The 21672-nt window shown below is 58.4% G+C and carries 22 protein-coding genes; 5 read left to right on the forward strand and 17 right to left on the reverse strand.

The window, feature by feature from the left end; translation table 11 throughout:
* Position 1: 1 nt before the first annotated feature.
* On the reverse strand, positions 2–1138 hold the full coding sequence (locus LU682_RS19610; RefSeq protein ID WP_010953222.1) for an NAD(P)/FAD-dependent oxidoreductase: 1137 nt from the start codon (positions 1136–1138) through the stop codon (positions 2–4).
* Between the two features lie 114 nt (positions 1139–1252).
* Between LU682_RS19610 and LU682_RS19615 the strand changes: the two genes are divergently transcribed.
* On the forward strand, positions 1253–1846 hold the full coding sequence (locus LU682_RS19615; RefSeq protein ID WP_010953221.1) for a helix-turn-helix domain-containing protein: 594 nt from the start codon (positions 1253–1255) through the stop codon (positions 1844–1846).
* Positions 1847–1970: 124 nt separating this feature from the next.
* Positions 1971–2756 carry a sulfite exporter TauE/SafE family protein gene (locus LU682_RS19620; RefSeq protein WP_010953220.1) on the forward strand — a complete coding sequence of 262 codons (786 nt, stop codon included), beginning with the start codon at positions 1971–1973 and terminating at the stop codon, positions 2754–2756.
* Positions 2757–2759: 3 nt separating this feature from the next.
* Here LU682_RS19620 and LU682_RS19625 read toward each other — a convergent pair whose 3' ends face one another.
* The 7 genes from LU682_RS19625 to LU682_RS19655 all read right to left on the reverse strand — a co-directional run bounded on the left by LU682_RS19625 (position 2760) and on the right by LU682_RS19655 (position 10529).
* Positions 2760–3299, reverse strand: coding sequence for a histidine phosphatase family protein (locus tag LU682_RS19625; protein WP_232885737.1), 540 nt, complete (start codon positions 3297–3299; stop codon positions 2760–2762).
* A gap of 126 nt (positions 3300–3425) precedes the next feature.
* Positions 3426–5660, reverse strand: a complete 2235-nt coding sequence (locus LU682_RS19630) for a TonB-dependent siderophore receptor (protein WP_010953218.1) — start codon at positions 5658–5660, stop codon at positions 3426–3428.
* Positions 5661–5897: 237 nt separating this feature from the next.
* Positions 5898–6140: a hypothetical protein gene (locus tag LU682_RS19635; RefSeq protein WP_060489674.1), complete on the reverse strand. Its 243-nt coding sequence runs from the start codon at positions 6138–6140 to the stop codon at positions 5898–5900.
* Between the two features lie 2 nt (positions 6141–6142).
* The gene (locus LU682_RS19640) at positions 6143–6781 is read right to left on the reverse strand and encodes a gp53-like domain-containing protein (RefSeq protein WP_175442673.1); all 639 of its coding nucleotides are present in this window, start codon (positions 6779–6781) and stop codon (positions 6143–6145) included.
* A gap of 120 nt (positions 6782–6901) precedes the next feature.
* On the reverse strand, positions 6902–7666 hold the full coding sequence (locus LU682_RS19645) for a LamG-like jellyroll fold domain-containing protein (RefSeq protein ID WP_060489678.1): 765 nt from the start codon (positions 7664–7666) through the stop codon (positions 6902–6904).
* 9 nt (positions 7667–7675) lie between these two features.
* Positions 7676–9940, reverse strand: coding sequence for a hypothetical protein (locus LU682_RS19650; RefSeq protein ID WP_060489680.1), 2265 nt, complete (start codon positions 9938–9940; stop codon positions 7676–7678).
* Entirely contained in the window at positions 9933–10529 is a 597-nt protein-coding gene (locus LU682_RS19655) for a putative phage tail protein (RefSeq protein ID WP_060489688.1), read from the reverse strand. The genes LU682_RS19650 and LU682_RS19655 overlap by 8 nt, the downstream gene beginning before the upstream one ends.
* A gap of 103 nt (positions 10530–10632) precedes the next feature.
* Here LU682_RS19655 and LU682_RS19660 point away from each other — a divergent pair, with 103 nt between their 5' ends.
* On the forward strand, positions 10633–11046 hold the full coding sequence (locus LU682_RS19660) for a baseplate J/gp47 family protein (protein ID WP_232857497.1): 414 nt from the start codon (positions 10633–10635) through the stop codon (positions 11044–11046).
* Here LU682_RS19660 and LU682_RS19665 read toward each other — a convergent pair.
* From LU682_RS19665 to LU682_RS19700, 8 genes are all read right to left on the reverse strand, one after another.
* Complete coding sequence (locus LU682_RS19665; RefSeq protein WP_232857485.1) at positions 11006–11602, reverse strand: baseplate J/gp47 family protein; 597 nt, start codon at positions 11600–11602, stop codon at positions 11006–11008. The two genes, LU682_RS19660 and LU682_RS19665, sit on opposite strands and share 41 nt — an antisense overlap.
* On the reverse strand, positions 11602–11949 hold the full coding sequence (locus tag LU682_RS19670) for a phage GP46 family protein (RefSeq protein WP_060489690.1): 348 nt from the start codon (positions 11947–11949) through the stop codon (positions 11602–11604). Before LU682_RS19670 ends, LU682_RS19665 begins: the two co-directional genes overlap by 1 nt.
* 73 nt (positions 11950–12022) lie before the next feature.
* Positions 12023–12529 carry a hypothetical protein gene (locus LU682_RS19675; protein ID WP_060495485.1) on the reverse strand — a complete coding sequence of 169 codons (507 nt, stop codon included), beginning with the start codon at positions 12527–12529 and terminating at the stop codon, positions 12023–12025.
* Positions 12513–12890, reverse strand: coding sequence for a hypothetical protein (locus LU682_RS19680; RefSeq protein WP_082412247.1), 378 nt, complete (start codon positions 12888–12890; stop codon positions 12513–12515). The genes LU682_RS19675 and LU682_RS19680 overlap by 17 nt, the downstream gene beginning before the upstream one ends.
* Positions 12887–13669, reverse strand: a complete 783-nt coding sequence (locus LU682_RS19685; RefSeq protein WP_232857483.1) for a hypothetical protein — start codon at positions 13667–13669, stop codon at positions 12887–12889. Before LU682_RS19685 ends, LU682_RS19680 begins: the two co-directional genes overlap by 4 nt.
* Positions 13669–14391, reverse strand: coding sequence for an AAA family ATPase (locus LU682_RS19690; protein WP_060489931.1), 723 nt, complete (start codon positions 14389–14391; stop codon positions 13669–13671). Before LU682_RS19690 ends, LU682_RS19685 begins: the two co-directional genes overlap by 1 nt.
* Positions 14392–14454: 63 nt before the next feature.
* Positions 14455–16509: a DNA-binding protein gene (locus LU682_RS19695; RefSeq protein ID WP_175442684.1), complete on the reverse strand. Its 2055-nt coding sequence runs from the start codon at positions 16507–16509 to the stop codon at positions 14455–14457.
* Positions 16506–16877 (reverse strand): helix-turn-helix domain-containing protein, encoded by a 372-nt coding sequence (locus LU682_RS19700; protein ID WP_348647968.1) that lies wholly within the window; start codon positions 16875–16877, stop codon positions 16506–16508. The genes LU682_RS19695 and LU682_RS19700 overlap by 4 nt, the downstream gene beginning before the upstream one ends.
* Positions 16878–16979: 102 nt before the next feature.
* On the opposite strand from LU682_RS19700, the gene LU682_RS19705 reads away from it, so the two are divergent.
* Together LU682_RS19705 and LU682_RS19710 are read left to right on the forward strand one after the other, a co-directional pair.
* On the forward strand, positions 16980–17684 hold the full coding sequence (locus tag LU682_RS19705; protein WP_082412245.1) for an XRE family transcriptional regulator: 705 nt from the start codon (positions 16980–16982) through the stop codon (positions 17682–17684).
* A gap of 629 nt (positions 17685–18313) precedes the next feature.
* Positions 18314–19513 (forward strand): MFS transporter, encoded by a 1200-nt coding sequence (locus LU682_RS19710; protein ID WP_232857481.1) that lies wholly within the window; start codon positions 18314–18316, stop codon positions 19511–19513.
* Positions 19514–19723: 210 nt separating this feature from the next.
* On the opposite strand, the gene LU682_RS19715 is transcribed toward LU682_RS19710, so the two are convergent.
* The gene (locus LU682_RS19715) at positions 19724–21532 is read right to left on the reverse strand and encodes an ABC transporter ATP-binding protein/permease (RefSeq protein ID WP_049587525.1); all 1809 of its coding nucleotides are present in this window, start codon (positions 21530–21532) and stop codon (positions 19724–19726) included.
* Between the last annotated feature and the right edge of the window lie 140 nt (positions 21533–21672).

Consider the following 21672-nt stretch of genomic DNA (forward strand, 5'->3'; position numbering starts at 1 on the left):
TTCAGGGTTGCTGGAAACGGGCCGGGGACAGGCGCTCGGGCGCCACGCCCTGGCTGACAAGGCTGGCACACAACGGCTGGCCCAGTAGCAGGTCGGCGGCCAGGCGCGAGGCGCCCGCTGCCGACTGGATGCCATAGCCCCCCTGGGCCGCCAGCCAGAAAAACGCGGGGGCATGCGCATCGAAACCGATCACCAGGTCGCCGTCGGCAACGAACGAACGCAACCCGGCCCAGGTGTGGCTCGGGCGGCGGATCGCCAGGGTGGTCATGGCTTCAATGTTGTAAATACCCAAGGCCACGTCGAACTCCTCGGGCGCGGCATCCTGGGGCTCAACCGGGTCGGCATTGGCTGGCGACCCCAACAGTTGGCCGGCATCAGGCTTGAAGTAGAAGCTTTCATCGACACCAATCACCGCAGGCCAGCGAGTAAAGTCCTGCTCTGCCGGACCAGGGAAGGTGAAGGCGCTACGACGGCACGGTTGCAAACCGATGCGCGCCACCCCGCACTGCTCGGCCACACGGTCCGCCCAGGCACCTGCAGCATTGACCAGACATCGGGCCTGCAGGCGGCTGCCATCAGCCAACTCCACCTGCCACACGTCGTCCAGGTAGCAGGCCTGGATCAGCTCGGCGTTGCAGCGCAGTTCACCGCCGGCAGTGCGATAACCACGCAAGAAGCCTTGGTGCAAGGCATGTACGTCAAGGTCCATCGCACCTGGCTCAAGCACCGCGCCGGCCAGGGTTTCGCCACGCAGGCTGGGTATCAGTGCCAAGGCCGCGTCCCGGTCCAGCAGGGTGACTTCTGTGCCATTGGCCAGGTTCTGCGCGAAAGTTTGCTCAAGCAGTTCCCGCTGCTCCAGGCTGGCCACATACAGACAGCCTCGCGGCTCCAGCAGCGGGTGCTCGCAGAAGCCCTGCGGTGGCGCTTCGTAGAAGGCCCGGCTGGCGCGGGTCAGTGCCTGGATCTGTGGGGTGCCGTAAGCCTCCATGAACATGGCCGCCGAACGCCCGGTGGAATGGTAGCCAGGCTGCGATTCACGCTCGACCAGCAGCACACGCTGCTGGCCGGCCAGGCGGTAGCCCAGCGAGGCGCCGGCGATGCCAGCACCGATGATCAGGGTGTCGTAGGTCGGGGTCATGCACGCTCCTGCCAGGCAATTATCATTTATGAGAATTCTAATATATGAGAATTTAGAAATGCGCAAGGGTCCAAGGTAAGATGCCCGACCACCGCCGCATGCCGAGATCCCTGAATGCCCGCAGCTCTTCCCCAGCTTGACCGTGCCGTCGTCGGCCAGCGCCTGCGCCAGGTGCGCAAGGCGCGCCAGATGACCCTCAAGCAATTGTCCGAAGCCAGTGGCGTGCCGCTGTCCACGTTGTCGAAGATGGAACTGGCACAGGTGTCGGTCAGCTATGAAAAACTGGCCGCTGCTGCGCGGGCGCTGAATGTCGATATTGCCCAGCTGTTCCGCGCCAGCGGCACGGTCAGTGCCCCGGTGCCGGTGACCGTGGTGGTCGACTCACTGCCCGCAGCGGCGGGTTATTCGACCGGCACCTACGACTATTATCCGATTGCCGGGGATTTCCCCGCACGACGCATGACACCGGCCTATGCCCGCATCATTGCCCGGGAACGCGGCCAGTTCGACGATTTTATCCGCCACCCCGGGCAAGAGTTCGCGCTGGTGCTGAGCGGGCGCGTGCGCATCGAGTTCGAGACCGGAGAAGCGGTCAGCATCGGGCCGCAGGAGACTGCGTATTTCGACAGCCAGGTGGGGCACATCTACCTGTCGGAAAGCGATGACGGTGGTGATGCCCATGTCATGGTAGTGATGACCGATCGTTGATCCGCTGCGCCTGCCGAGGCAAGCCTGGTTATAACCTAATAACGAACAAGTCTATTTGGCTATAAAAAAATCTATATGCTGACTGGCATCCGATAACGGGCAAAGTTGGGCAGTCGAGTAGCGTATGGATGTAGGTTCTTTCGGTTTCACCATTGCTGGCCTGGTCGTGGGCTTCATCGTCGGTATGACCGGCGTCGGTGGCGGCTCGCTGATGACCCCGATCCTTTTGTGGTTTGGCATCCACCCGGCGACCGCTGTCGGCACCGACCTGCTGTATGCAGCGATCACCAAGGCCAGTGGCGTCTGGGTGCATGCGCGCAACAAGAACATCGACTGGAAGATCACCGGCCTGCTCAGCCTGGGCAGCGTGCCCGCAGCGGCGCTGACCCTGTGGTTCCTCAGCACCCTGCACACCGATACCTCGGCGCTCAACGCCATCATCAAGCAAGGCCTGGCGGTGGTGCTGATCCTGACCGCCCTGGCCATCCTGTTCAAATCGCGCCTGCAGGCCTTCGCCAGCCGCCATGCCGGTGATCACTATCACCTCAGCGACCGCAGCCTGAACATCCTCACAGTGCTGACCGGCGTGGTGCTTGGAATAATGGTCACCCTCACCTCCATCGGTGCTGGCGCCCTGGGTACGGTGGCGCTGTTCCTGCTGTACCCGTTCCTGGTCACCCGTCGCCTGGTCGGTACCGAAATTGCCCACGCCGTGCCACTGACCTTGGTAGCGGGCCTCGGCCACGCGGGCATGGGCAACATGGATTGGTCGCTGCTGGGCTACCTGCTGCTGGGCTCGCTGCCAGGCATCTACCTGGGTAGCCACCTCACCGGGCGGATCTCCGACCGCGTGCTGCGCCCTTGCCTGGCAACGATGCTGCTGCTGATCGGTTACAAGCTGGCGTTCTGAGCCTTAGCCCAGGCGCAACCGCCACTGCCCGGTAAAGCTCAATTGCAGACGTGACAGCGGCAGCACGTCGATACACTGCCCGGCACTCATCGGACACCCAAGCACCTGTACCAGCATGGCGCGCATGACCATCGGGTGGGTCACCGCCAGCCAGTCACCCGGCCTGTCGAAGGCCGCCAGCCAGGCGGCCTGGCGCTGGCATAGCGCAGCGAACGACTCACCACCATGCACGGCACTGGCCGGATCCTGCAGCCATTCGGCCAACGCCTGCGGTTGCTCGGCTTGTAGTTGCTTCAACGACACACCTTGCCAACGCCCAAGGTCGCAATCGGCCAAACCTGGCTCGATCTGTACTGCCCCCGTTAACCACGCTGCCGTCTCGCAAGCCCGCCGCTCTGGCGCACTCAGCAGTTGCACGCCTGAACGGTCGGCGTCTGACTGATGGGCTAGCGGCAGGATGCCGTCATCCGTATGGTGCAGGCGCCCGTTCTTCTGGGCCTGGGTCAGGGCATGGCAGATCAGGGTCAGGCGGATGGCTTTCACCAGGCATTTCTCGCAGCGGGCTGGGGTGCATGGTTTAGCACGCTGCGAGACGTTTGGCTGCAAGAATGTCGTCGGCCATTCGCGACCCGATTGAACCGCGATTGGGCCGCAGGGCGGCCCTTGGGATCAGAAGTTGATATTCAGCGCAGCAAACACCGCCCTGCCCGGCTGGTTATACGTGTTTGCCCCCGAGCTGCTGGCGTTGCCGCCGCGCAGGATCTGCTTGTCGAAGACGTTGTTCACGCCTACCCGCACGTCGTAGTTGGCATTGAACTTGTACCCGGCACTCACGTCCACCAGGCCATAGGCCTCGACGTCCTGCTGGGCGGTCTTGTCGTAGTCCTGCTGGGTGCGGTAGTCGTAGGTCGGCGATTTCTGCTTGCCGAAGTATGTACCCGCCAGCTGGAATGACAGTTGCTCGGTGGCGCGCCAGTCGAGGCTGGTGTTGACGGTGTATTCCGGGATCACCGACAGCGGCTCGCCCGTTTCGCGATTATCGTTATCGAGCATCCAGGTCAGGTTGGTGTTCCAGTCCAGGTTCGGGGCCAACTCGATGAAGAAGTTGCCTTCGACACCTTCCACCCGCGCCTTGCCGGCGTTGTCCCACTGCGTCACGCGGCTGCCGGTACCAATGGTGTAAAGCACATCGGTATCACCGATGATCTTGTTCTTGTAGTCGTTGCGGAAGTAGGTGGCACTGGTGCGCCAGGTACCACGGTCGTACAGCAGGCCGATTTCCTTGTTGACGCTGATCTCGGGCTTGAGGTCGGCGTTGCCCTGCAGGTAACAGCCACCATTGTTGGTCTGTTGCACGCTGCAGCCATTACCGCGGCTGTACAGCAGGTAGTTGGGGTTGGACTGGTACAGGTTCGGAACCTTGTAGGCACGGGCGATGCCGCCTTTTACCGACAGTGCTTCGGTGAGCTTGTGCGACAGGTTCAGGCTGGGGCTGAAGTTGTCGCCGAAGGTTTCGTGGTGGTCGAAACGCAGGCCCGGCGTAAGGGTGGTGTCGCCAACGATGATGTTGTCTTCGACAAACAGCGCATAGCTGCGTGCGGTCATCTTCGAGCTGCTGCGATCGAAGCCGACAAGACCGTCATTGTTGGTGGGGTCGGAGCTTTGCGGGCGCAACGAACCTTGGTCGTTGAGGGTTTCGTACAGGTACTCGCCGCCCAAGGTAAGCACATGGTCTGTGCTGCCCATGGCGAACGGCAGGTTCACCTCACTGCTCAGGCGTGTGTTGCGTAAACGTGACATGGCTCCCCCTTCGTTGCTTGGGGCACCTTCGGTGCGGCCAGCCAAGCCCTCGTTAAGCCGCCAGTTGCGTACGTATTCGTAGGCCAGCGTGGTCTTGCTGGTACCCCAGGTGAAATCACCGAGGTGGGTCAGGTCATAAGTACTGCGCTGCATCACGTTGGTTTCGTGGCCGTAGAGGCTGGAGACGAAGTCGACATCTCCGCCGCCGTTGCTGTTCATGGTGTCGCCGGCAAAAATGTTGCCCTGACGGCTGTAGCCGGCACTGGCTTCGAGGCGGTGCTCGTCGTTCAGTTTCCAGCTCAGCAGGCCGTTGATGTCCTTGTTGCGAACGCCTTCCCGCCCCGCTACCAGGGCGCTGGTGGCATGCCCGGCGTTGATGTCCAGATCGTCGGCGTCAGTCTTGGCCAGGCCGCCGTACAGGCGGAAACCCAGGTTATCGGTCAGGCCGCCACCGAGGTTGAAGTTGGCTCGGCGGCTGGCGCCCTCTGCGCTGTCTTCCGGCAGCTGCGTGTACAGGCTGACGCTGCCTTTCAGCTCGTCGGAAGGGCGCTTGGTGATGATGTTGACCACCCCGCCCATGGCGCCAGAGCCATAGCGTGCGGCGGCCGGGCCACGCAGGATTTCGATGCGCTCGACCGCTTCGGCCGGCACCCAGTTGGTTTCACCCCGAGTATCACGGTCACCGTTCCAGCCATAGCGTACGGCGTTGCGCGCGCTGGATGGCTTGCCGTCGATGAGGATCAAGGTGTTTTCCGGGCCCATGCCGCGCAGGTCGATCTGCCGGTTGTTTCCGCGTGCCCCACTGGCACTGTTGCCGGTCAGGTTAACCCCGGGCTCGCGGCGGATGATGTCGGACAGGTCATTGGCCGGCGGGTGGCGCTTGATGTCTTCGGCCGTGATGATCGACGTGCCCAGGGCCTGTCGCGCCTCGCGCTCGGCGGTGATCAGGGTGTCCTGGATCACCAGAGCGTTGTCGGCGACGGGCACTTCCAGGACCTCACCCGCACGCCGCTCCTCGGACTCTGCCGCGGTCGCCAGCATGGACGGCGACGCCAGCGCAACGAACGCCAGGGCCAGGCTGTTGGGTGAAGTTCTGCACTGCATGGGTACATCTCCTGCGATTCATGAGCGAAAAGGCACATCCTTGTCGGAAACCGGGAGCCCTCGCCCACCGGCCCCGCACTCAGTTTGGCGGCCAACAGGGGTGGTAAATATAGAGAATCGCAAATGCGAGTAAATCTTATTTACGAAGTTTACATGTTTGTTACTGAACTTTGCTGAACCGTGATCTTGTAGGCGCGCGCCGGATTTGGCACCGCGAAGCGCCGGATTTGGCACTCGCTAGCCGTGTTCATGTTGCGCTGTATTTGGCACCGCGATCTGATCACTGCCAACCACATCGCGCTCAACCGCCATTGGCGCCCCCTGATGGCTTGCACGGAGGACTTTGCCGTGACGCAGCAAGCCCTCCATGATCGCCTCATGCTCTTCATCAGCAATCTCTCTGACGTCCTCTGGCAGCGTCGGGTACGGAATGCCGGTATGGTAAAACGCCAACTCCGATGGGCTAAAAAGGTAAGGCATGCTCAGTTCCCCTTGGCGACCCAGCTGTAGGATGTGAAGGTATTACCACCTGAGTTCAGGATGGTGACGCCGTTGTTGTCCCATCGAAGGACCCGAACGATGTTGCCTTCGGCTGCTGCATCTTCAAAGTTGGTCAGCACCACTGATCTGCAAGCGGTGGGGAAAGCAGTAGGGAACGTGATGGTTTGCTCGCTGGGACCAGAATTCAAAGAGAACAAGCCGTACTGCTCAATTGCGCCGGTAGCGCCGTCTCGAACCCAGGACGCCGTGCTACCGAACGCGGCAGTGTTCTTGTCTTGCTTGAGGGCAAGGCGCTGTACCAGGTCAACCTCAATTTCCTCCCTCGCGGTGATGAACAGTTGGTCAACTTGGGTTTTGGTATAGGCATCTAGAATCCCATACCCCGCCAAAGAGTTGGCTGTCGGGACCTTTGTGCCCAAGGCTTCGTTGATCTGCCGAAGCATTTCATCGACTTGAATTTTGGTGTACGCGTCAAGAATCCCGTAGCCAGACAGGCTAGTAGCCTTGACCGCGAAGTTGGCAATCATCGCTTGCAAGGACTTCAGCAGTTGCCGGGAGTCCTCCGGGTCTAGCTCTCCCTGGTAGGCAAGCACAACGGCGACCAGCTCTTCCTGCAGCATGTTCAGCCAACCAGCAGTAAGCGGGGTGGCTGGCACCCCTCCCGCCTGCGCACCCTGACGGAAAAGACCGTCAGGAGTGCACAAGCTAGTCCATGCAGACACGCGGTCCATAGGCGCCCCCTAGTAGTACGTGGCCGAAAGGTACTTATCGACCAGAGCCAGCTCGGTGTCCGAAATGGCAGCATTAAATGCCATCGGCGAACGCATCAGGCATGGCGCGGATGCAGGTGTACTCGACCCGGTGACCAACCCGCCGAATACCACGCCAGGCGCAAGATTCAGCGTCTTAATAGCATCGTTAGTGATCTTGGCTTGTTGCACACCGTTTACATAGAGCGTCATGGTCCCAGTAGCACGGTCAAAGCGGAGGATCAAACGCAACCACGCGGTTTTACTAAGCACCGGACCAACATAGTCTGCGAACTGTGTGGACAAGCTGCTGGTGCCGATACGGAACTTACCGCCGCTCGATGCAATGAACCAATAGCTTTGGCCGGCACCCGCCAACTCTGCGCTACTCGCGCCCACGGCTGCCAGGTCATCATTTAGCGGGCAGAGAGTGAAAGCCACTGTAAAGGAACCCGATGTGTTGAAAGTCGAGTCCTTGATTACCGAAGATGAAGTACCCAGCGACAGTGCAGGCTGGCCATCAAAGGCGTTCGCAAGTCGACTGGCGACCGATGCACCGTTGAGCGGGATCTTTTCACGGGTTACGCGGTGAACAAAGCCGAGACCGTCGCTATGGACACCCCATGGAGCTGTGGCCGCCCACAACTTCAATGATGCCAGGTTGGCGATTACAATTTCGTCTGGGGTGACATCAAGCTTGGTCATACCAGGGATATCGAGTGTGCCGGCCAGTTGGATGATCTGATTAGTTGCCATGGTTTTTCCTTAGACGAAAGTGATTGGCTTGCTGAACGCAACAAGCCAGTTATGAAGCGGTTGTCCATCAAACGCCGAGATATCGCGAATATCGGTGTCACTGATGCAGCCCCGGCTAGCCGAAGTGTTCGCCAACGCATAATTCAAAGCTGAGCCAGCAGCAGGGATACCGCTCAGATTGAGTTGGATTTGATTACCGCTGCCCAGAAGCACTACGGAGGTGATCGACACAGCCGAATCGGTCAGCGCGAAGCCGTAATGACCAGGATCAGCGGCCAGCGGATTAACCTGAAGCTTGCCGACAGGACCAGGAGTCAGCTCATCACCATATGGTGTATTGCTGAAACTGACGGTCACAGTGGTGCCAGTGCTGGTTACAGACAGCGGACGCAAGCAATCCAGCTTCTGGCCGCGAAGACGGAAGCGCTCCGCACGCATCTCGTATTCGCCAACTTTAAAATAGGCCTCCGCATAAGGATGCCAAGCATCATGGTAGCGGTACGTGTACTTAGGCGCGACCAATACAAACTGCGGATCGCTTTCATGTAGTTGCAATTGAGCCAAGGAAACAAAGTTCAGATCCGCACCGCCCCGATTCATCTGGGACAAATACGCCCAAGGCATGGGCAGTGTTGAATCAAGCGCCTTCACCGCCGCTTGATAGTCATCCAACCATTCCCGTAGGTAGCCGGCATACGTCGCTTGGGATGTACCTGCTGGTTCGGACTCCCCGTGCGTAATACTCAAAGGGGCTACGCGATAAAGCATACCTTGCGACTGAGCCAATTGCCGGGCGGCGGTCATCATGTTCACCAACGTGGTGAATGCGGCAGTCCCTTTTTTCAAACCCGAATAGGCTCGCCCGCCAACACCAGAGATCGAGCACAAGTAACGAATGCCAGTCCCGCGCTCATTCAAGTAGCGGTTCATGCCATTGGCGAAGCCTGACATGTTGGTTTCACCCAGCACATCACCCTCATACCGCTCTTGAAGTGGTTCAAAGTCGGTATAGGCCGAGGCCGGGACTGCGCCGCCAACACCGTAATAGCCACGGGCACCGAAACCTTTGAATGCCAAGCAACGGTTCTTGAATGGCGACGGCGTCTTGCTGAATACTTCACCATAGACGCCTTCAACAAAGCGCGGCATGCCATCTGCGCCAATAACGAAACCTCGACTACCTAAAGAAAGCGACTGGCCCGTACCTTGGCGGTGCCACAGTACCGGGGCTTCAGCAATCAGTTCGCCGGTTTTAAGTTTGGCATGCGGAGTCAATGCACCGCCAACTCCACTGGTACGGTCGCTGAGGAATCGAACGGTGCTACCAGTAGCCTGCGGGGCGGTATCGGTAAAGTCGTCAGTAATAGGGAACAATGCGCGCCACACCAAGCCATCATGCACTTCAACGCGACTTTTTCCGCCCGCCAATGTCTCCCTGGTGATCCACGAAACCTCGTCCCAAGCGCGCAACTCTTTATTGGCAATTTGAACCTGGGTTGACGTAGTAGCAGCGGCATCCTCACGGCTCGCATCGGCCTCCGGGTCAATCCGTGAAATTACGTCATCGCCAACAACCATCAACAGGGGCTCTTTAAGGCGCGGACCTAAAGGACGGTTAATTGAACGAGCAATATGCGCCGGGTTGGCGAGTAAGATGTTTCCCATCGCCAACCCTAGCTCCGCTTGTCCATACGCGGATTTTGGCGATAACGGTACTTTTCGCTGCATTTCATCTACGCCGAGTCGCAACTGGCTAATCCCCTTACCATCAACACGGAATGGAACACTCGATCCCATTTGCAACCCCCAACGGTCTCCACGAGGCCCCATCGGAACCTGCGTAATGCCCGTACTGGTCAGGCGCTGTACCGCAGCATCCACTTCGGCGGTACCGGCAATACTGACGCCCTGGTACACAGCCACACTTCCCGCTCGGCGATATAGATCTTGTCCCGTCTTTGGGGCGACCTGCCGCGCCCAAAACTGACGGCCATCAATAATAGAAGGGTCGGCTAGCGCTTCGGCTACTGTTTCGTATACTCGCCCATTGGCAACAAGCTTGCTCAGATCGGCGGCAGCGTTCGGCAGTACCTGGTGATAAAGATGAGCCTGTTTGGCAATAGACGCTACAGGCCCGGACTCGGTATTTACGTCAGTATCAATTCCGCCATTCACATATAGATGCAGCAGGATTGACGCTAGGTCTGAACGGCGCGAAGCAGCTTCTAGCAGTTCTGCATACGCCTCTAAGGCCGAGACTGGAATTTCAGCCATTGATAGACTCCGGTATCACATATTGAGCTGAGTTAAAAAGCCGATCAGCAGTAGTGGCTAAACGGACGGCGACTGCCTTTCCATAGCCGACGGTTACTTCGGTATTAGCTGGGCGGCGGATCTGAATCAGGGATTCAAGCGAGGCGGTGCGATAAGCAGACAGGGGCGCGTTTACCCGCCACTCCGTTAATTTGTCGCCATCCGGAACTGGATCACCAACAGAAGCAATCTGGGTAAGCGCCGGGCGGTTTACGTCAACAGTTGCTGTAATCCCAAGACGCCTGGCTAAAGCGATAAAGTAAGGAATCGACTGGCCGCCCATATCCGCCATGGCCGCCAAAACGACCTGGACTCTTTGATCCTGAGTTGCACCAGGAGCGGGCGTTATGGCATAGACCCGCTCCCAATCAGATATGTAAGTGCCAGCAGACTCGGGAAAAATCGCGGCTTCAACACCTTCTAGTTGCGTCAATGCCGCCTGAAGAGCATTAGCCTCAGCAGTCATCTGCGCAGACAGCACGGTGCCGGATGGGTCATAGGAGACTGGTGGAAGCAGTGATTGCAACTGCTCGAACAAGTTGGGGCTCACGCTTGATCCTCCAGCAACTGGAGCTGGACCGACCCTAAGCGCGCCCATTTAACTATTGATGGATCTGCGCCTGTCACGACGTTGCCCGTATCGTCGCTGGGCAATGTCGGTCAACGGTGTTTCAACGGCTCTGATCATCCCGAAACGGCGTGGCGGAAACTCTGTAGATGTGGTGATCACTTCGTCAGGCGGACCGTCGTCTGCGGCGGTTATTGCAGCATGCCAGAGCTTTATCGAAGGTGTGGCACCGGCCGGTGCCGACATCTGGGTGTTTACGCCCGAGATCGTTGCGGTGGACATTAGCGCCAAGGTCAAGCCAGCACCTGGCTACACGCTGGAGACTCTACAGGAGCCCGTGGAGGGCGCTTGCAGGCAAGTTATCGCTCCAGTCGTTCCGCTGGAAACGCTTTACCTGATTCGACTGACTGCTGCGATCAGCGCCCTAGGCGGCGTAATCGATCTAAAGATCTTGGCGCCTAGTCGGCAATATTCCCCCCGCTTGGTGGGTTGCGCATAACGTCCAGGAGGCGAGCAAGAAGGCTCTCGGGGCTTTCGTCATCGGTGCCGCCAACTGTTTCGGCCAGCACGCAAGCGCTGTCGACATCAAGCGGCGGAGTGATGAACGTACAGGCGCCCTCTAGGCCATTAAGGGCCGATCCCGCTTCTACAGATGCTACGGGAATGCTGATTTCCCCCGCGTGGGGAATGATCACTGTCGAGGAAGTGCTGAACAACCGACCCGTGGATGTATGCCTGACCTGCAAACCCGCCAGAACTTCAGCACCCGCTTTGCCGGTTACGGTTAAACCGCTACCAGAAGAGGTGGCCAGCTTGGGATAAACATCGCGGGTAGCGGCATCCCGCTTGAGTTCTTCGAAATCCGCGCTGTCGGGGAAGATCTGGCGAGCCGTCCAGGCGGCCTGCTGGTGGATGCCCTCGGCTATGGCGGACACCGAGCTGGCCCGGACATGGTTATCGCTGTCAGAGGTGATGTCAGCGTCTGGCAACTGGGAACGAATGTCACGCAGCATCCGCGAACGGATTGCATCAAATGGGGGGGCTTGGTATGGCATCAGATCACGCTCACCAGGTGCTCGAAAGTCTGGCGGCCGGCCGGGGCATAGACCTCGATCAGGAGCCTCAACCAGCCGTTGTGAGGTTGCTCAGCAGTCACATCCACCGAAGTTGCACGGCCGTCGTCAATCAGCCCCTTCAGGGCTTGTTGCGCGTACTGAATGGCTAGCGTGCTGACTCGGGCCTTGTCCTTCTCTCGTTTCAGCTCATGCAGACGGGAGCCCAACTCAGGATCGGCCCAGTAGCTGCCAAGGGGAGTCATCAAACGGAGGTAGACGGCGTTGGCCAGCGTCGTAATGCGCTGGCCAGTCAAGTCGCCTGTGGTGGGGTTTATGCTTGCGTCCATAGCGATGCGCCGTCGTGTGCGATCAGCGCGTCCAGCGAAAGCGTGGTGCCGCAGTTAGGGCAACGTGTGCGCATCAGTGCACCCCCGAAAGGATTGGGATTTCCCGAGCACGGAAGTACTTCGCGTGCACTGCTTTGCCCCCGAGTGGATGCTTGTCGCGCCAGTTCATCAGCTCGTCAGGCTTGGTGATCTCGGGTTTGTACTGGTGGTATGTCTCCAGCCCCAGCAACAATGCTTTGATGCCTTCCTCACCAAACTTGGCCGCTACTGTGACCGGGGCGTACTTGGTCCCATTCCAGCAATATGCGTCGATCACCCATGCCGTTACCTGCGGGCTAGACGCCACCACTGGGGATTCATCCACTACGGAATAAGCGGTCGCTTTGGTAATCTGCTCCACTGCCAATTTTTCGCCCGAACTTTCACGAAGCTTAAAAAGAGCCCGCAGATCGCCAGCCTTCGTCACCGCCCGTGCAAGGGTCGCAGCGAAACCAACGCATTTACCTTCGCAATACAGCCGCACCATCCCTTTAGCCGGGGCGCGGATTTCCACCTGGTTATCTTTAATGCACAGAGACATTTCGACCTCCAGAGCAGTTCGGGTTGAAGTGGCATTGCTGGCACACACGCCAGTGCTGCATTGCTTGCGGGTTGTGAGTCGGTGCTGGGCGCTGATAGAACCCCTGGCACTGTTCAACAGTCAGCGTGTCGCCGATGGCAATGCACTCAATACGACCAAGAACATCCATCACTCGGCGCTCAACACCTGCGGTAGTAGGGCTTGGATACTTGTTATCAAGCACCAGACTTACCGCCGTTCGACTCATGTTGATACGGATCGCAGCTTGCGCACGGCTAGTGGCCGCTACCTCTTTGGCCAGGAGCCGCACGAACAGCGGCGGCTCGGCTCCCCAGTTCGATAAGTTCACCGCCCGTTTCATTGCAGACCTCCGGACTCCCCAGTGGAAGCAAGTTCCAGCTGGGTTCGCTGCACAAGATCAGTCGACGGCTGGACTGTTTTTCCGCCTCGAGCCAGATCTAGCCACTCACTAAGCAAGTCCCGAGTTCGCAACAGCGCGACTCCAGGCTCTACCAAGCTGCGATCAGCACCAAACGAACCGATTGTTTTGGTAAATACCAACTTGTTCAAATTGGGGTCATAGACCTGGAGGTTATCCAACTTCCGGATCTCAGGTGGACGCGGCCCGGAGTATTTGCTGCCAACCAAGCAGAAGGTTTCAAAATTTTGAGGTGCGTTCTCGATCTTCTCCACATAACCGGCGTCAGCGAGGGCGTTGAGATACTGCCGCGTTTTTACCACTGAGACGGATACACCACCTGCCGAAGCAGTCTTCGCTATATCTTGAACAGTCAAGTGACCGCCGAGGATGCGCAATGTCCGCCAGATATTCTCAGTGGCCAGATGCTCAAAAGTACGCTCGCCGTTTTTGTTCAAGCGCGGATGATCTGCGCCTTCGTCCCGAATTAGCGCGAAGACTTTACCTCGGCTTGTGGTCTCACCTTCGGGAGTCTCCACTAATTTGACAACACCAGCCTTTGTCAGCGCCTGGATGTATCGGCTGACATCGGCGGAACGCCCAGCCGTCCGCCGAACAATATCATTCACTGTAAAGCCTGGGCGTAGAAGGCGCATGGCTTCCCACATTTTCTGACGCGGCTCTTTTTTTCCAGTGACGATGAGAGTCGAAACCTTAGACATTAGGAAGCCCTCCGGGTTGGAGCTTCACCGGTGAACCAGGAACGCTTACCCCATTCAGCCATACCGACGTGATCTAGCATCATCGCAGCGGCCTCAGACCGAACCTTGTATAGGTTTACTGCGATTCGGCGCAGACACCCTTTTGTTACACGCACAAGGTCTTCCAGAAGATCCTCGCCGAACTTAAGTTCCGGATAGCTCTCAATTGCGAGCTGGCGCACATCCTCGATAGTGGCTGGCTGGGCGGGCACCCACTCCAGAACACGGTTGTGCAAGCGTTCAAGGCGCTGCAATGAAGAAGGCACACGCTCTTCACCGATCAGAACAATAGTCCCTTCACTGGCGTTGTAGATGTCGGTCAATACGTTGGCCGTGGCCTTCTCAAGGAGATACTGCACATCATCAACAATCAGGGGACGGCGCGAAGTCGACAGCTGAACTGCAATTTGGTCTACCATGTCTGAGAGAGTGCGCTCGGGCAAAATACTCATGTCGCGCAGAATGGCCGTGAGGAAGGCTTTTTTGCTCCAAGTGTCACGGCACTCTGTGTAATAGCAGCGATGCTGATTCGCTGCGAAAGCAGCGGCAGCGCTTTTGCCGTACCCACTCGGGCCATACATGGCCACCAAACCAGGCAGGCCAGCAGGGCGTGCCTGAGCCCGGCTCATTGCACCTGACAGCAAACCGACATTTGTCAACGGAACGATTTTGGTTACACTCACTGTGTTTCTCCTGTTGGTCTGGCGTGTTGCAGCACGCCGACTGCTTCCTAAAACGGGCCGTTCTTAGCCCGCTTGCTGTTGAAATACCTGTTTCATCGCAACGAAGTCTGGGTGGTTTGGATAACGCTCATGCCACCTGGCTTCGTCTGCGGTGAGCCCTTCTCCAGCGTTCTTGCGCTGATCCAGCCGAACCCACAGCCGATACCTCGCAACATCGTCGCCTGGTACTACAAACTGGGGCTGTTGCAATTCAAGCGCTTTCGCGTACTCTCGCGCCTCTTCCAGAGCCTCAGTTGACAAATTCGCAGACTGCGCAATGCTGGGCGCGATCATTTCCACTCGATGACCTGTCAGCGTTTCCAGCTTGTTTACAGCCCTGCTGAATTGCCCTTGCTGCCGCTTTTCCCGCGCCATTTCAACCATCGAGCGCGGCATATAATCCGTGCTATTTCCGTCGAGCTGAGCGGCACCGATCAATTCGCCTTCTAACGTGTACGCCCAGACCTGGCTAGCATCTCTAACGTCATAAGCAACGCGTATTTCCTGCCCATGTAAGGCCGTTAGATCTTCCATGAAATAGTTGTTGCCGCCCCAAGCAATCTCGCCACGACGCGTTGTTCGCGTTACTTGCGGCCGTATCAGGGACTCCACTAGCGCCCCTGGAGCAATCATCGGCTCCCATCCCGCTTCGATGGCTGCCTGCCACGCCTCATCAGGACTCATGTTTCTGAGCTTCCCTGTTTCAGGGTCGCGGATCTTGTCTAGGCCCCGGTGTGGAGTGCTGTTGTAGTTGGCGATTTCATGCTCTACGCCGGCCATAAACACACCAAACTCTGGAATCACGCGAGACTTTCCGAGTTCTCTCAATTCTTTCCGGCCGAGGCGATGCACTTTGGTCCCAGCGTGCTTATCCATATCAGCCCCGATATAAGACGTGAGCTTCTTCGCAGCACGAACCCAAATCGTCTGATGCCCCCGTTCGGATAGGCCACGCGCTTGGCTGTTATATGGCAAGGAATGCGTCATGGTGCCGCCAAGCCGATCCACCACCTCGCGAACAGTGTCATTCGCGAAGCCCGAACCGTTATCGACATAGAAAATCGAGAACATGCATTCCTGGATCGCACCACGTAGCGCATCCAGAACCCCGATTGCCGACTCGGCCTCACCTACGGATATCCCTACTACTCGCCGACTTGCCACATCCAGAACCGTGGTGATCTCTGGCCGATAGGGTTTTCCGGTCAGCGGGTTGATTACTTCCGCATCAAACTTGTGACCGTCCGCTGTATAAACATCACCAGGCAATAGATTCTTGGTCGAACGTCGACGGAAAGGCTGTAGAGCCTTCAGCTCCTGGGGACTCATACGACCCCGATTGAGCACGTCGGGTGAAAGCTTTTTCAGGAAGCGTTGCACCGCATGAATACTGGGCAGGTCGCCAGTCCAGTTTGACGAGAATTCCGCATAGCTTGCAGCAACGCTCGGCTTAGTCGGGCGCTGGTAGCAGCGAAGAAAGGCAGGAGCCCACTCCGGCATTCCTAGGTTTGCTCTCTGACGAAGTGGCGCCAACGACGCTTCGTTCCGATCAGCCGCCCGCCAGGTTGCCAACCAACGCTTCAAAGTCCGCTCAGATAAGCCCCTATCTGCCGTCTTGCGGTCATTCGCGATTTCCACCCGATCTTGCAAGTAGGGCGATAGGGTTCCGGCCTGAGCATGCTTCACTAGAGCATCGATTGCCGCCTTTTGAGAGACGAGCTGCATCATGCGCTCGATCTCACGGCAAAACGCTAAACGAGCACTCATGACTGTCCGCTGCCTATCATTCAGCGCCGCAGTGCTGATACTGACCTGGACATCAGATTGAACCGTCAACTGATTCCCTTCGCTTGAAAGTCGGGTTAGTAATGCGGCTTGGGTTTCTGATGGAAGGCAGGAAAACAGGAACTCGCGACCACCACCCTGCGCTTTCCGAGGTTGCCAAGACCAGCCCTCTTGGCGGGCTCGATAGTTAACTCCCTGGACAGTCCCAGGAAGCCCGGGCAGTCCGCTCAACTCCTGTGCGGTGTACCAGCCGGTAAGCTTGGGGCTGGTCATATCGGGTGTGTGCTTGCTCATAAAACGTTAGACTCAGGGTTTGTCGAACTCTCAGGTCGTTTCGGGCGTTGCCGCTGCGGTGTGCCGTTGGCATTCCAGCGATCAGGCCAGAGTTCGTTAGGCTCAAGCCCTAGTGCTTTAGCGATAGCCCTTTCCATGCGTGGATAAGGCAAGCGCTTAACGTTCAGAACCGCCGAGATAGATACGTTCATCTTCCGGGCGACCTTCGCCAAGGACGTACCCTTAGCGCGCAACTGGAATTTGATCCATTCCCACCGGAGCTCGGGATCGCTTGGTATTTCAGGGGGCGGAGTTTTGGTTTTCATCTGACGGCCTTTGGGTCGTTTTTTTTGAAAGCTAACGTGATGTACGTCATAGGCTAGTGCCATAGAAGTTGAAAGGCAACCCCTATAGAAGCATTTTCAGCTTCTCTTAGCGCTATTTGTTAGTGCTAAAGAGAAAAACTCAATGAATTCAATGACTTACAGAAGATGAAAAAAGACGATTTGCCCGAAAATCAGCTTTCAGCCTCCCCAGGGAAAGCTGAAAGTGATCCAGCATTCATCGAAAGGCTGCGCCATATCGCCGCAAAGGTGGGGAGCGTTAATGCTTTAGCGCGTGCATCCGGGCTTTCCCAGGGAGGGCTGCAGCGCTACATGAAGGGTGGGGAGCCTACTCGGCCAAATCTGATCAGCTTGGCCAAGGCCGGGGGCGTCAGCCTCAATTGGCTGATGACTGGTGATGAATCGGAAGGCGCACAGCCCCAGATTGACGATGACATCTATGCGTACATACCTTTGTACGACGCCCGAGTGAGCCAGGGGCACGGCGCCTGGAATGATGGGCTCAAGGTACTCACAAAGCTTGCGTTCACTCGCTACAGCCTGCGCAAAAAGGGCTTAGACCCAGCAAAGCTGGCTGCTGTGCGCGTTGACGGAGACTCAAACGAGCCCATCTTGTGCGATGGCGACACCGTTATGGTGGATTTGAGCCGGAACGTGCTTCAAGGGGAGGCGTTTTACGTAATCCGTATTGATGACCTGCTTTACGCGAAGCGTTTACAGCGCGAGATTGATGGCAGCATCCTAGTCATCAGCGCGAATCCAGCTTATCGCGTCATCACCGTTCCACAGAGCCAACTCAGCTCGCTTCAGGTTATCGGCCGGGTGGTCTGGGCAGGGGGCTGGATGATCTAAAGCGGAGTGTTGGTTTCTTTTCCAAGGCAATCGATCACCACTTCAAAAGTGCCTGAAAGCCTTATAGATCAAGGCTTGTAGGGGAAACGAAACGTACCTTTGTAGAGTTTCGTTTTCTCTTGAGGCGAAACGAACCCGCTACGGATGGTGCCTCCTAGGAAGATCGGGCCTTGGAGCTTTACCGCCCCTCCCAGGCTGGTGCCAAAGACCGCGCTCGAAATCGCCAGAGCTCAGCGATTTGTCTATTTTCTGATCATTTTCATTTAGCGGCTATTTGGCCCCGTTTTGGCCTCGCTTCTTTTCTTCTCGCCCAATGAATCCAGGCTTTTCCGCTTTCTTCCCGCTTCTTCCCGCCTGTTTTCTCTTAGTGCCAAACAGAACACCTCCTCACACAGCGAAGCTTGTGAGCCACGCCGGACTGCCCCCTAAATTTGATAAGCCTTCGCGGTCGCCTGTAGGAGCGGGTTTACCCGCGAAACGGGCGAAGACACTCTCTGACGGAATAACCACCCCTGCATTTATGGAAAGTTTCGTCATCTCCACAGGCTGTTGCTGCTATCCACCTATCCAGTTTGCATCCTGTGTGCAGGCATCTACAGTTTCGACGTACAACGCTGCGGAGAGACCAGATGCGTGGCGATGACAACAGCTGCGCGAACACTGCCAAAAGCCCGCCGAAGATGCCCCGCAGTATCTGGGCGCTGGGCTTCGTGTCGATGTTGATGGACATTTCCTCGGAGATGATCCACGCCCTACTGCCCCTGTACATGGTCAGTGTGCTCGGCGCTTCGGTGATAGCGGTGGGGCTTGTCGAAGGAATCGCCGAGTCGACCGCATCGTTCACCAAGGTGTTCTCTGGTGCCCTCAGCGACCGACTGGGTAAACGCAAGCTGCTGACAGTCCTCGGCTACGGCCTCAGTGCGCTGATGAAGCCGGTATTTCCCATGGCTTCCGGACTTGAGTGGCTGACTGCGGCACGCTTCGTCGACCGCGTCGGCAAGGGTATTCGGGGGGGCCCACGCGATGCGCTGGTGGCCGATGTTACGCCGGTCGAGCTGCGCGGCGCGGCGTTCGGCCTGCGTCAGGCGCTCGATACCGTAGGCGCTATCCTCGGGCCATTGCTGGCGATCGTATTGATGTGGTTGACAGCGAGCCATTTCCAGACCGTGTTCTGGGTAGCTGTTATCCCGGCGTTCGTGGCGGTGTATATCCTGATTGCCTTCGTTCACGAACCTGCGGCCCCAGCGATGGGGCATCCGGTGCGCTCACCGTTGGCACTGCACGAGCTGCGGCGCCTCGGGCCGGTCTATTGGCGCCTGATCGGTCTGGCCACGTTGTTCACCCTCGCCCGTTTCAGCGAGGCGTTCTTGCTGCTGCGGGCTCAGAACATAGGCCTGACACCGCTGTGGGCGCCGGCGGTACTGGTATTGATGGCGATGGCCTACTCACTGTCGGCCTACCCTGCCGGCGTGTTGTCGGACCGAGTGGGGCGCCGTGACGTGCTGATGGGCGGGCTAGGCCTGCTGATCACTGCCGACCTGCTGCTGGCCCTTTTGCCAGGATGGGTCGGGCTTGCCTTTGGGGTAACGGCCTGGGGCCTGCACCTGGGCTTCAGCCAGGGCATCTTCTCTGCCATGATCGCCGACAGCGCCCCCGCCAACTTGCGCGGTACCGCCTTCGGCCTGTTCAACCTGCTGACCGGTGCGGCGCTGCTGATAGCCAGCGTGGTAGCCGGATTGCTGTGGGAGCGTGCAGGGTTCCAGGCCACCTTCCTGGTGGGTGCGGGTTTTGCCGTCACCACCCTTGCAGGACTGACGCTGCTGCGCTGAACCTGGCTAACCTGGCGGTTCGCGACTGCCGCGTATGCAGGTTGAACAGTTCCATCCTGTAACCCGGACGCCCCCGCCGCAGAGGCCGAACGTCTGGACAGGGAGCGCCGCCTGCCGGTGAAGGCGTTCGAGTAAGGATGTCGGCAATGCACGCAGTGAAGGGGCCAAGCTAATCGCGATGCCGGATGGCGATCTCACCCCCAAGCCGAACTAGGCCAGCACAGCCTCCTGCTCCAGTAACGACCAACCGCCATGCCCATCCACCTCAAGCCGGTGGGTGTGGAACGCTGCCAGTGTGCTGCGGTGGCCGACACTGACCAGCAATGCACTCGGCATCTCCGAACGCAACAACGCATACAGGGCATGCTCGAGCCCTTCATCCATTGCCGAGGTGGACTCGTCGAGGAACACCACCTGTGGCCGGTTGAACAGCACCCGGGCGAACGCCAGGCGCTGCTGCTCGCCCACCGAGAGGATGTGTGACCAGTCACAGCTGACGTCCAGACGCTCGGCGAGATGGGCCAGGTTGACCTGGCGCAACGCCTGCTGCATGAGCAGTTCATCCTTGGGGTTGCTGGCTGCCGGGTAGGCAATGACGGTACGCAAGTCACCTAGCGGCAGGTACGGGCGTTGCGACAGGAACAGTGCCTGATGGCCCGTTGGCCGCCTGACCTTGCCTTCGGCATACGGCCAAAGGCCCGCCAGGGCACGCAGCAGCGTGGTTTTACCACTGCCCGATGGCCCTTTGATCAACAACGCCTGGCCGGCATGCAGGCTCAGGTCCAGGTCGGCGATAAGGGCATGTCCGTCCGGGCGCAGCACCTGCAATCCCGTGATCTGCAGCGCATGCGCCTGGTCTTCGGTGGTGACGCGCGGCAACGCACTTGCCTGCTGGTTGGCATCGAGAAAGCCGGTGAGACGGTCAAGGGTCGCGCGGTACTGCGCGAACGCATCGTACGACTCACGGAAGAACGACAGAGAATCCTGCACCTGCCCAAAGGCCTGGGAAGTTTGCATGACGTCGCCCAGCTTGATCGCCCCACTGAAGAAGCGCGGCGCCTGAAGAATGAACGGAAACACAACAGCAACCTGACTGACACCCAAGTTGAAGCCACTGAACTTCAGGTTCCGGTACACCAATGCCCAGACATTCACGATCAAGGCAGCAAAACGGCCGAGCAACGTGCCCCGCTCGACTTGCGCACCTTGGTAGAAGGCGATGTTCTCAGCGTTCTCACGCAGGCGCATCAACGCGTAACGGAAGTTGGCGGTGAGTTTCTCGTTGAGGAAGTTAAGCCGGATCAGTGGGCGCCCGAGGCGGAAGGCGACCCAGGTGGCGATGATGACATACAGGTAAACGGCAAATACCATCGCCCGAGGGATCTCCACGCCGGCCACCGTCAACGGTGCTGACAGCCCCCAGAGGATGCCGGTGAACGCCACCAGTGAAACCAGCGCACTGACTGCGCCCAGGGCAAGGCTGACTGAGTTGGTGACGAAAGCGTTAACGTCCAGTTCGATACGCTGGTCAGGGTTGTCCACTGGCTCGGCAAGGAACTGGCCACGGTAATAGGCATCGCCCTGCATCCAGTCGTGGGTCAGGCGCTCGGTCAGCCAGACCCGCCACTTGATACTGAATGCCTGGCTGACATAGAAGGTGAACAGCGAGCGCAGCACATGGATGGTGGCCAGTACCGCGAAGACGCCGAGCAGGTACCAGAACGCCGCCTGGTCAAGGCCCTGCAAGGCGCTGTAGAAGCCGTTGTACCAAAACGAAAACAGCACGTTCAGGCGAACCGAAAACAGCGTCAGGACCAGCAGCAGGGCAAACACCAGCAACGGCCGCCAACTGCGCCTGAAACTGAAATAGGGCCCGGCAAGCTGCCAGAACTGGCTGCCCCAGCGTGTAAAACGCACGGCCAGAGTTGCGGCTGCAGTGAAGCTGACAAGGGTGATGAACGAGGCGATTGCCAGCCAGCTTAGGCTCTCTTGCAGGGCCTGATGCCAGTTCATTTCCATGGTAAGTATCCGTGCTGAGTATTTCCGCGAGCGTAGCATTACGCTGTCATTCGTCAGGTATAAATGACGCACATTTCATGATTTGTAGGAGCGGGTTTACCCGCGAACACCGGCAACGCCGGTGCCATCTCCGCTCCCGC

It is taken from the genome of Pseudomonas alloputida, assembly GCF_021283545.2.
Lineage (GTDB): Bacteria > Pseudomonadota > Gammaproteobacteria > Pseudomonadales > Pseudomonadaceae > Aquipseudomonas > Aquipseudomonas alloputida.

Excerpts from the sequence above, each read along its gene's own strand:
- LU682_RS19640 (WP_175442673.1), bottom strand. The coding sequence starts at position 6,781 with ATGCTGCAGGAAGAGCTGGTCGCCGTTGTGCTTGCCTACCAGGGAGAG.
- LU682_RS19710 (WP_232857481.1), top strand. The coding sequence starts at position 18,314 with ATGCGTGGCGATGACAACAGCTGCGCGAACACTGCCAAAAGCCCGCCG.
- LU682_RS19705 (WP_082412245.1), top strand. The coding sequence starts at position 16,980 with ATGAAAAAAGACGATTTGCCCGAAAATCAGCTTTCAGCCTCCCCAGGG.
- LU682_RS19610 (WP_010953222.1), bottom strand. The coding sequence starts at position 1,138 with ATGACCCCGACCTACGACACCCTGATCATCGGTGCTGGCATCGCCGGC.
- LU682_RS19665 (WP_232857485.1), bottom strand. The coding sequence starts at position 11,602 with ATGCCATACCAAGCCCCCCCATTTGATGCAATCCGTTCGCGGATGCTG.
- LU682_RS19680 (WP_082412247.1), bottom strand. The coding sequence starts at position 12,890 with ATGAAACGGGCGGTGAACTTATCGAACTGGGGAGCCGAGCCGCCGCTG.
- LU682_RS19635 (WP_060489674.1), bottom strand. The coding sequence starts at position 6,140 with ATGCCTTACCTTTTTAGCCCATCGGAGTTGGCGTTTTACCATACCGGC.
- LU682_RS19650 (WP_060489680.1), bottom strand. The coding sequence starts at position 9,940 with ATGGCTGAAATTCCAGTCTCGGCCTTAGAGGCGTATGCAGAACTGCTA.
- LU682_RS19615 (WP_010953221.1), top strand. The coding sequence starts at position 1,253 with ATGCCCGCAGCTCTTCCCCAGCTTGACCGTGCCGTCGTCGGCCAGCGC.
- LU682_RS19715 (WP_049587525.1), bottom strand. The coding sequence starts at position 21,532 with ATGGAAATGAACTGGCATCAGGCCCTGCAAGAGAGCCTAAGCTGGCTG.
- LU682_RS19695 (WP_175442684.1), bottom strand. The coding sequence starts at position 16,509 with ATGAGCAAGCACACACCCGATATGACCAGCCCCAAGCTTACCGGCTGG.
- LU682_RS19660 (WP_232857497.1), top strand. The coding sequence starts at position 10,633 with ATGTCGGTCAACGGTGTTTCAACGGCTCTGATCATCCCGAAACGGCGT.
- LU682_RS19675 (WP_060495485.1), bottom strand. The coding sequence starts at position 12,529 with ATGTCTCTGTGCATTAAAGATAACCAGGTGGAAATCCGCGCCCCGGCT.
- LU682_RS19645 (WP_060489678.1), bottom strand. The coding sequence starts at position 7,666 with ATGGCAACTAATCAGATCATCCAACTGGCCGGCACACTCGATATCCCT.
- LU682_RS19620 (WP_010953220.1), top strand. The coding sequence starts at position 1,971 with ATGGATGTAGGTTCTTTCGGTTTCACCATTGCTGGCCTGGTCGTGGGC.
- LU682_RS19700 (WP_348647968.1), bottom strand. The coding sequence starts at position 16,877 with ATGGCACTAGCCTATGACGTACATCACGTTAGCTTTCAAAAAAAACGA.
- LU682_RS19630 (WP_010953218.1), bottom strand. The coding sequence starts at position 5,660 with ATGCAGTGCAGAACTTCACCCAACAGCCTGGCCCTGGCGTTCGTTGCG.
- LU682_RS19670 (WP_060489690.1), bottom strand. The coding sequence starts at position 11,949 with ATGGACGCAAGCATAAACCCCACCACAGGCGACTTGACTGGCCAGCGC.
- LU682_RS19685 (WP_232857483.1), bottom strand. The coding sequence starts at position 13,669 with ATGTCTAAGGTTTCGACTCTCATCGTCACTGGAAAAAAAGAGCCGCGT.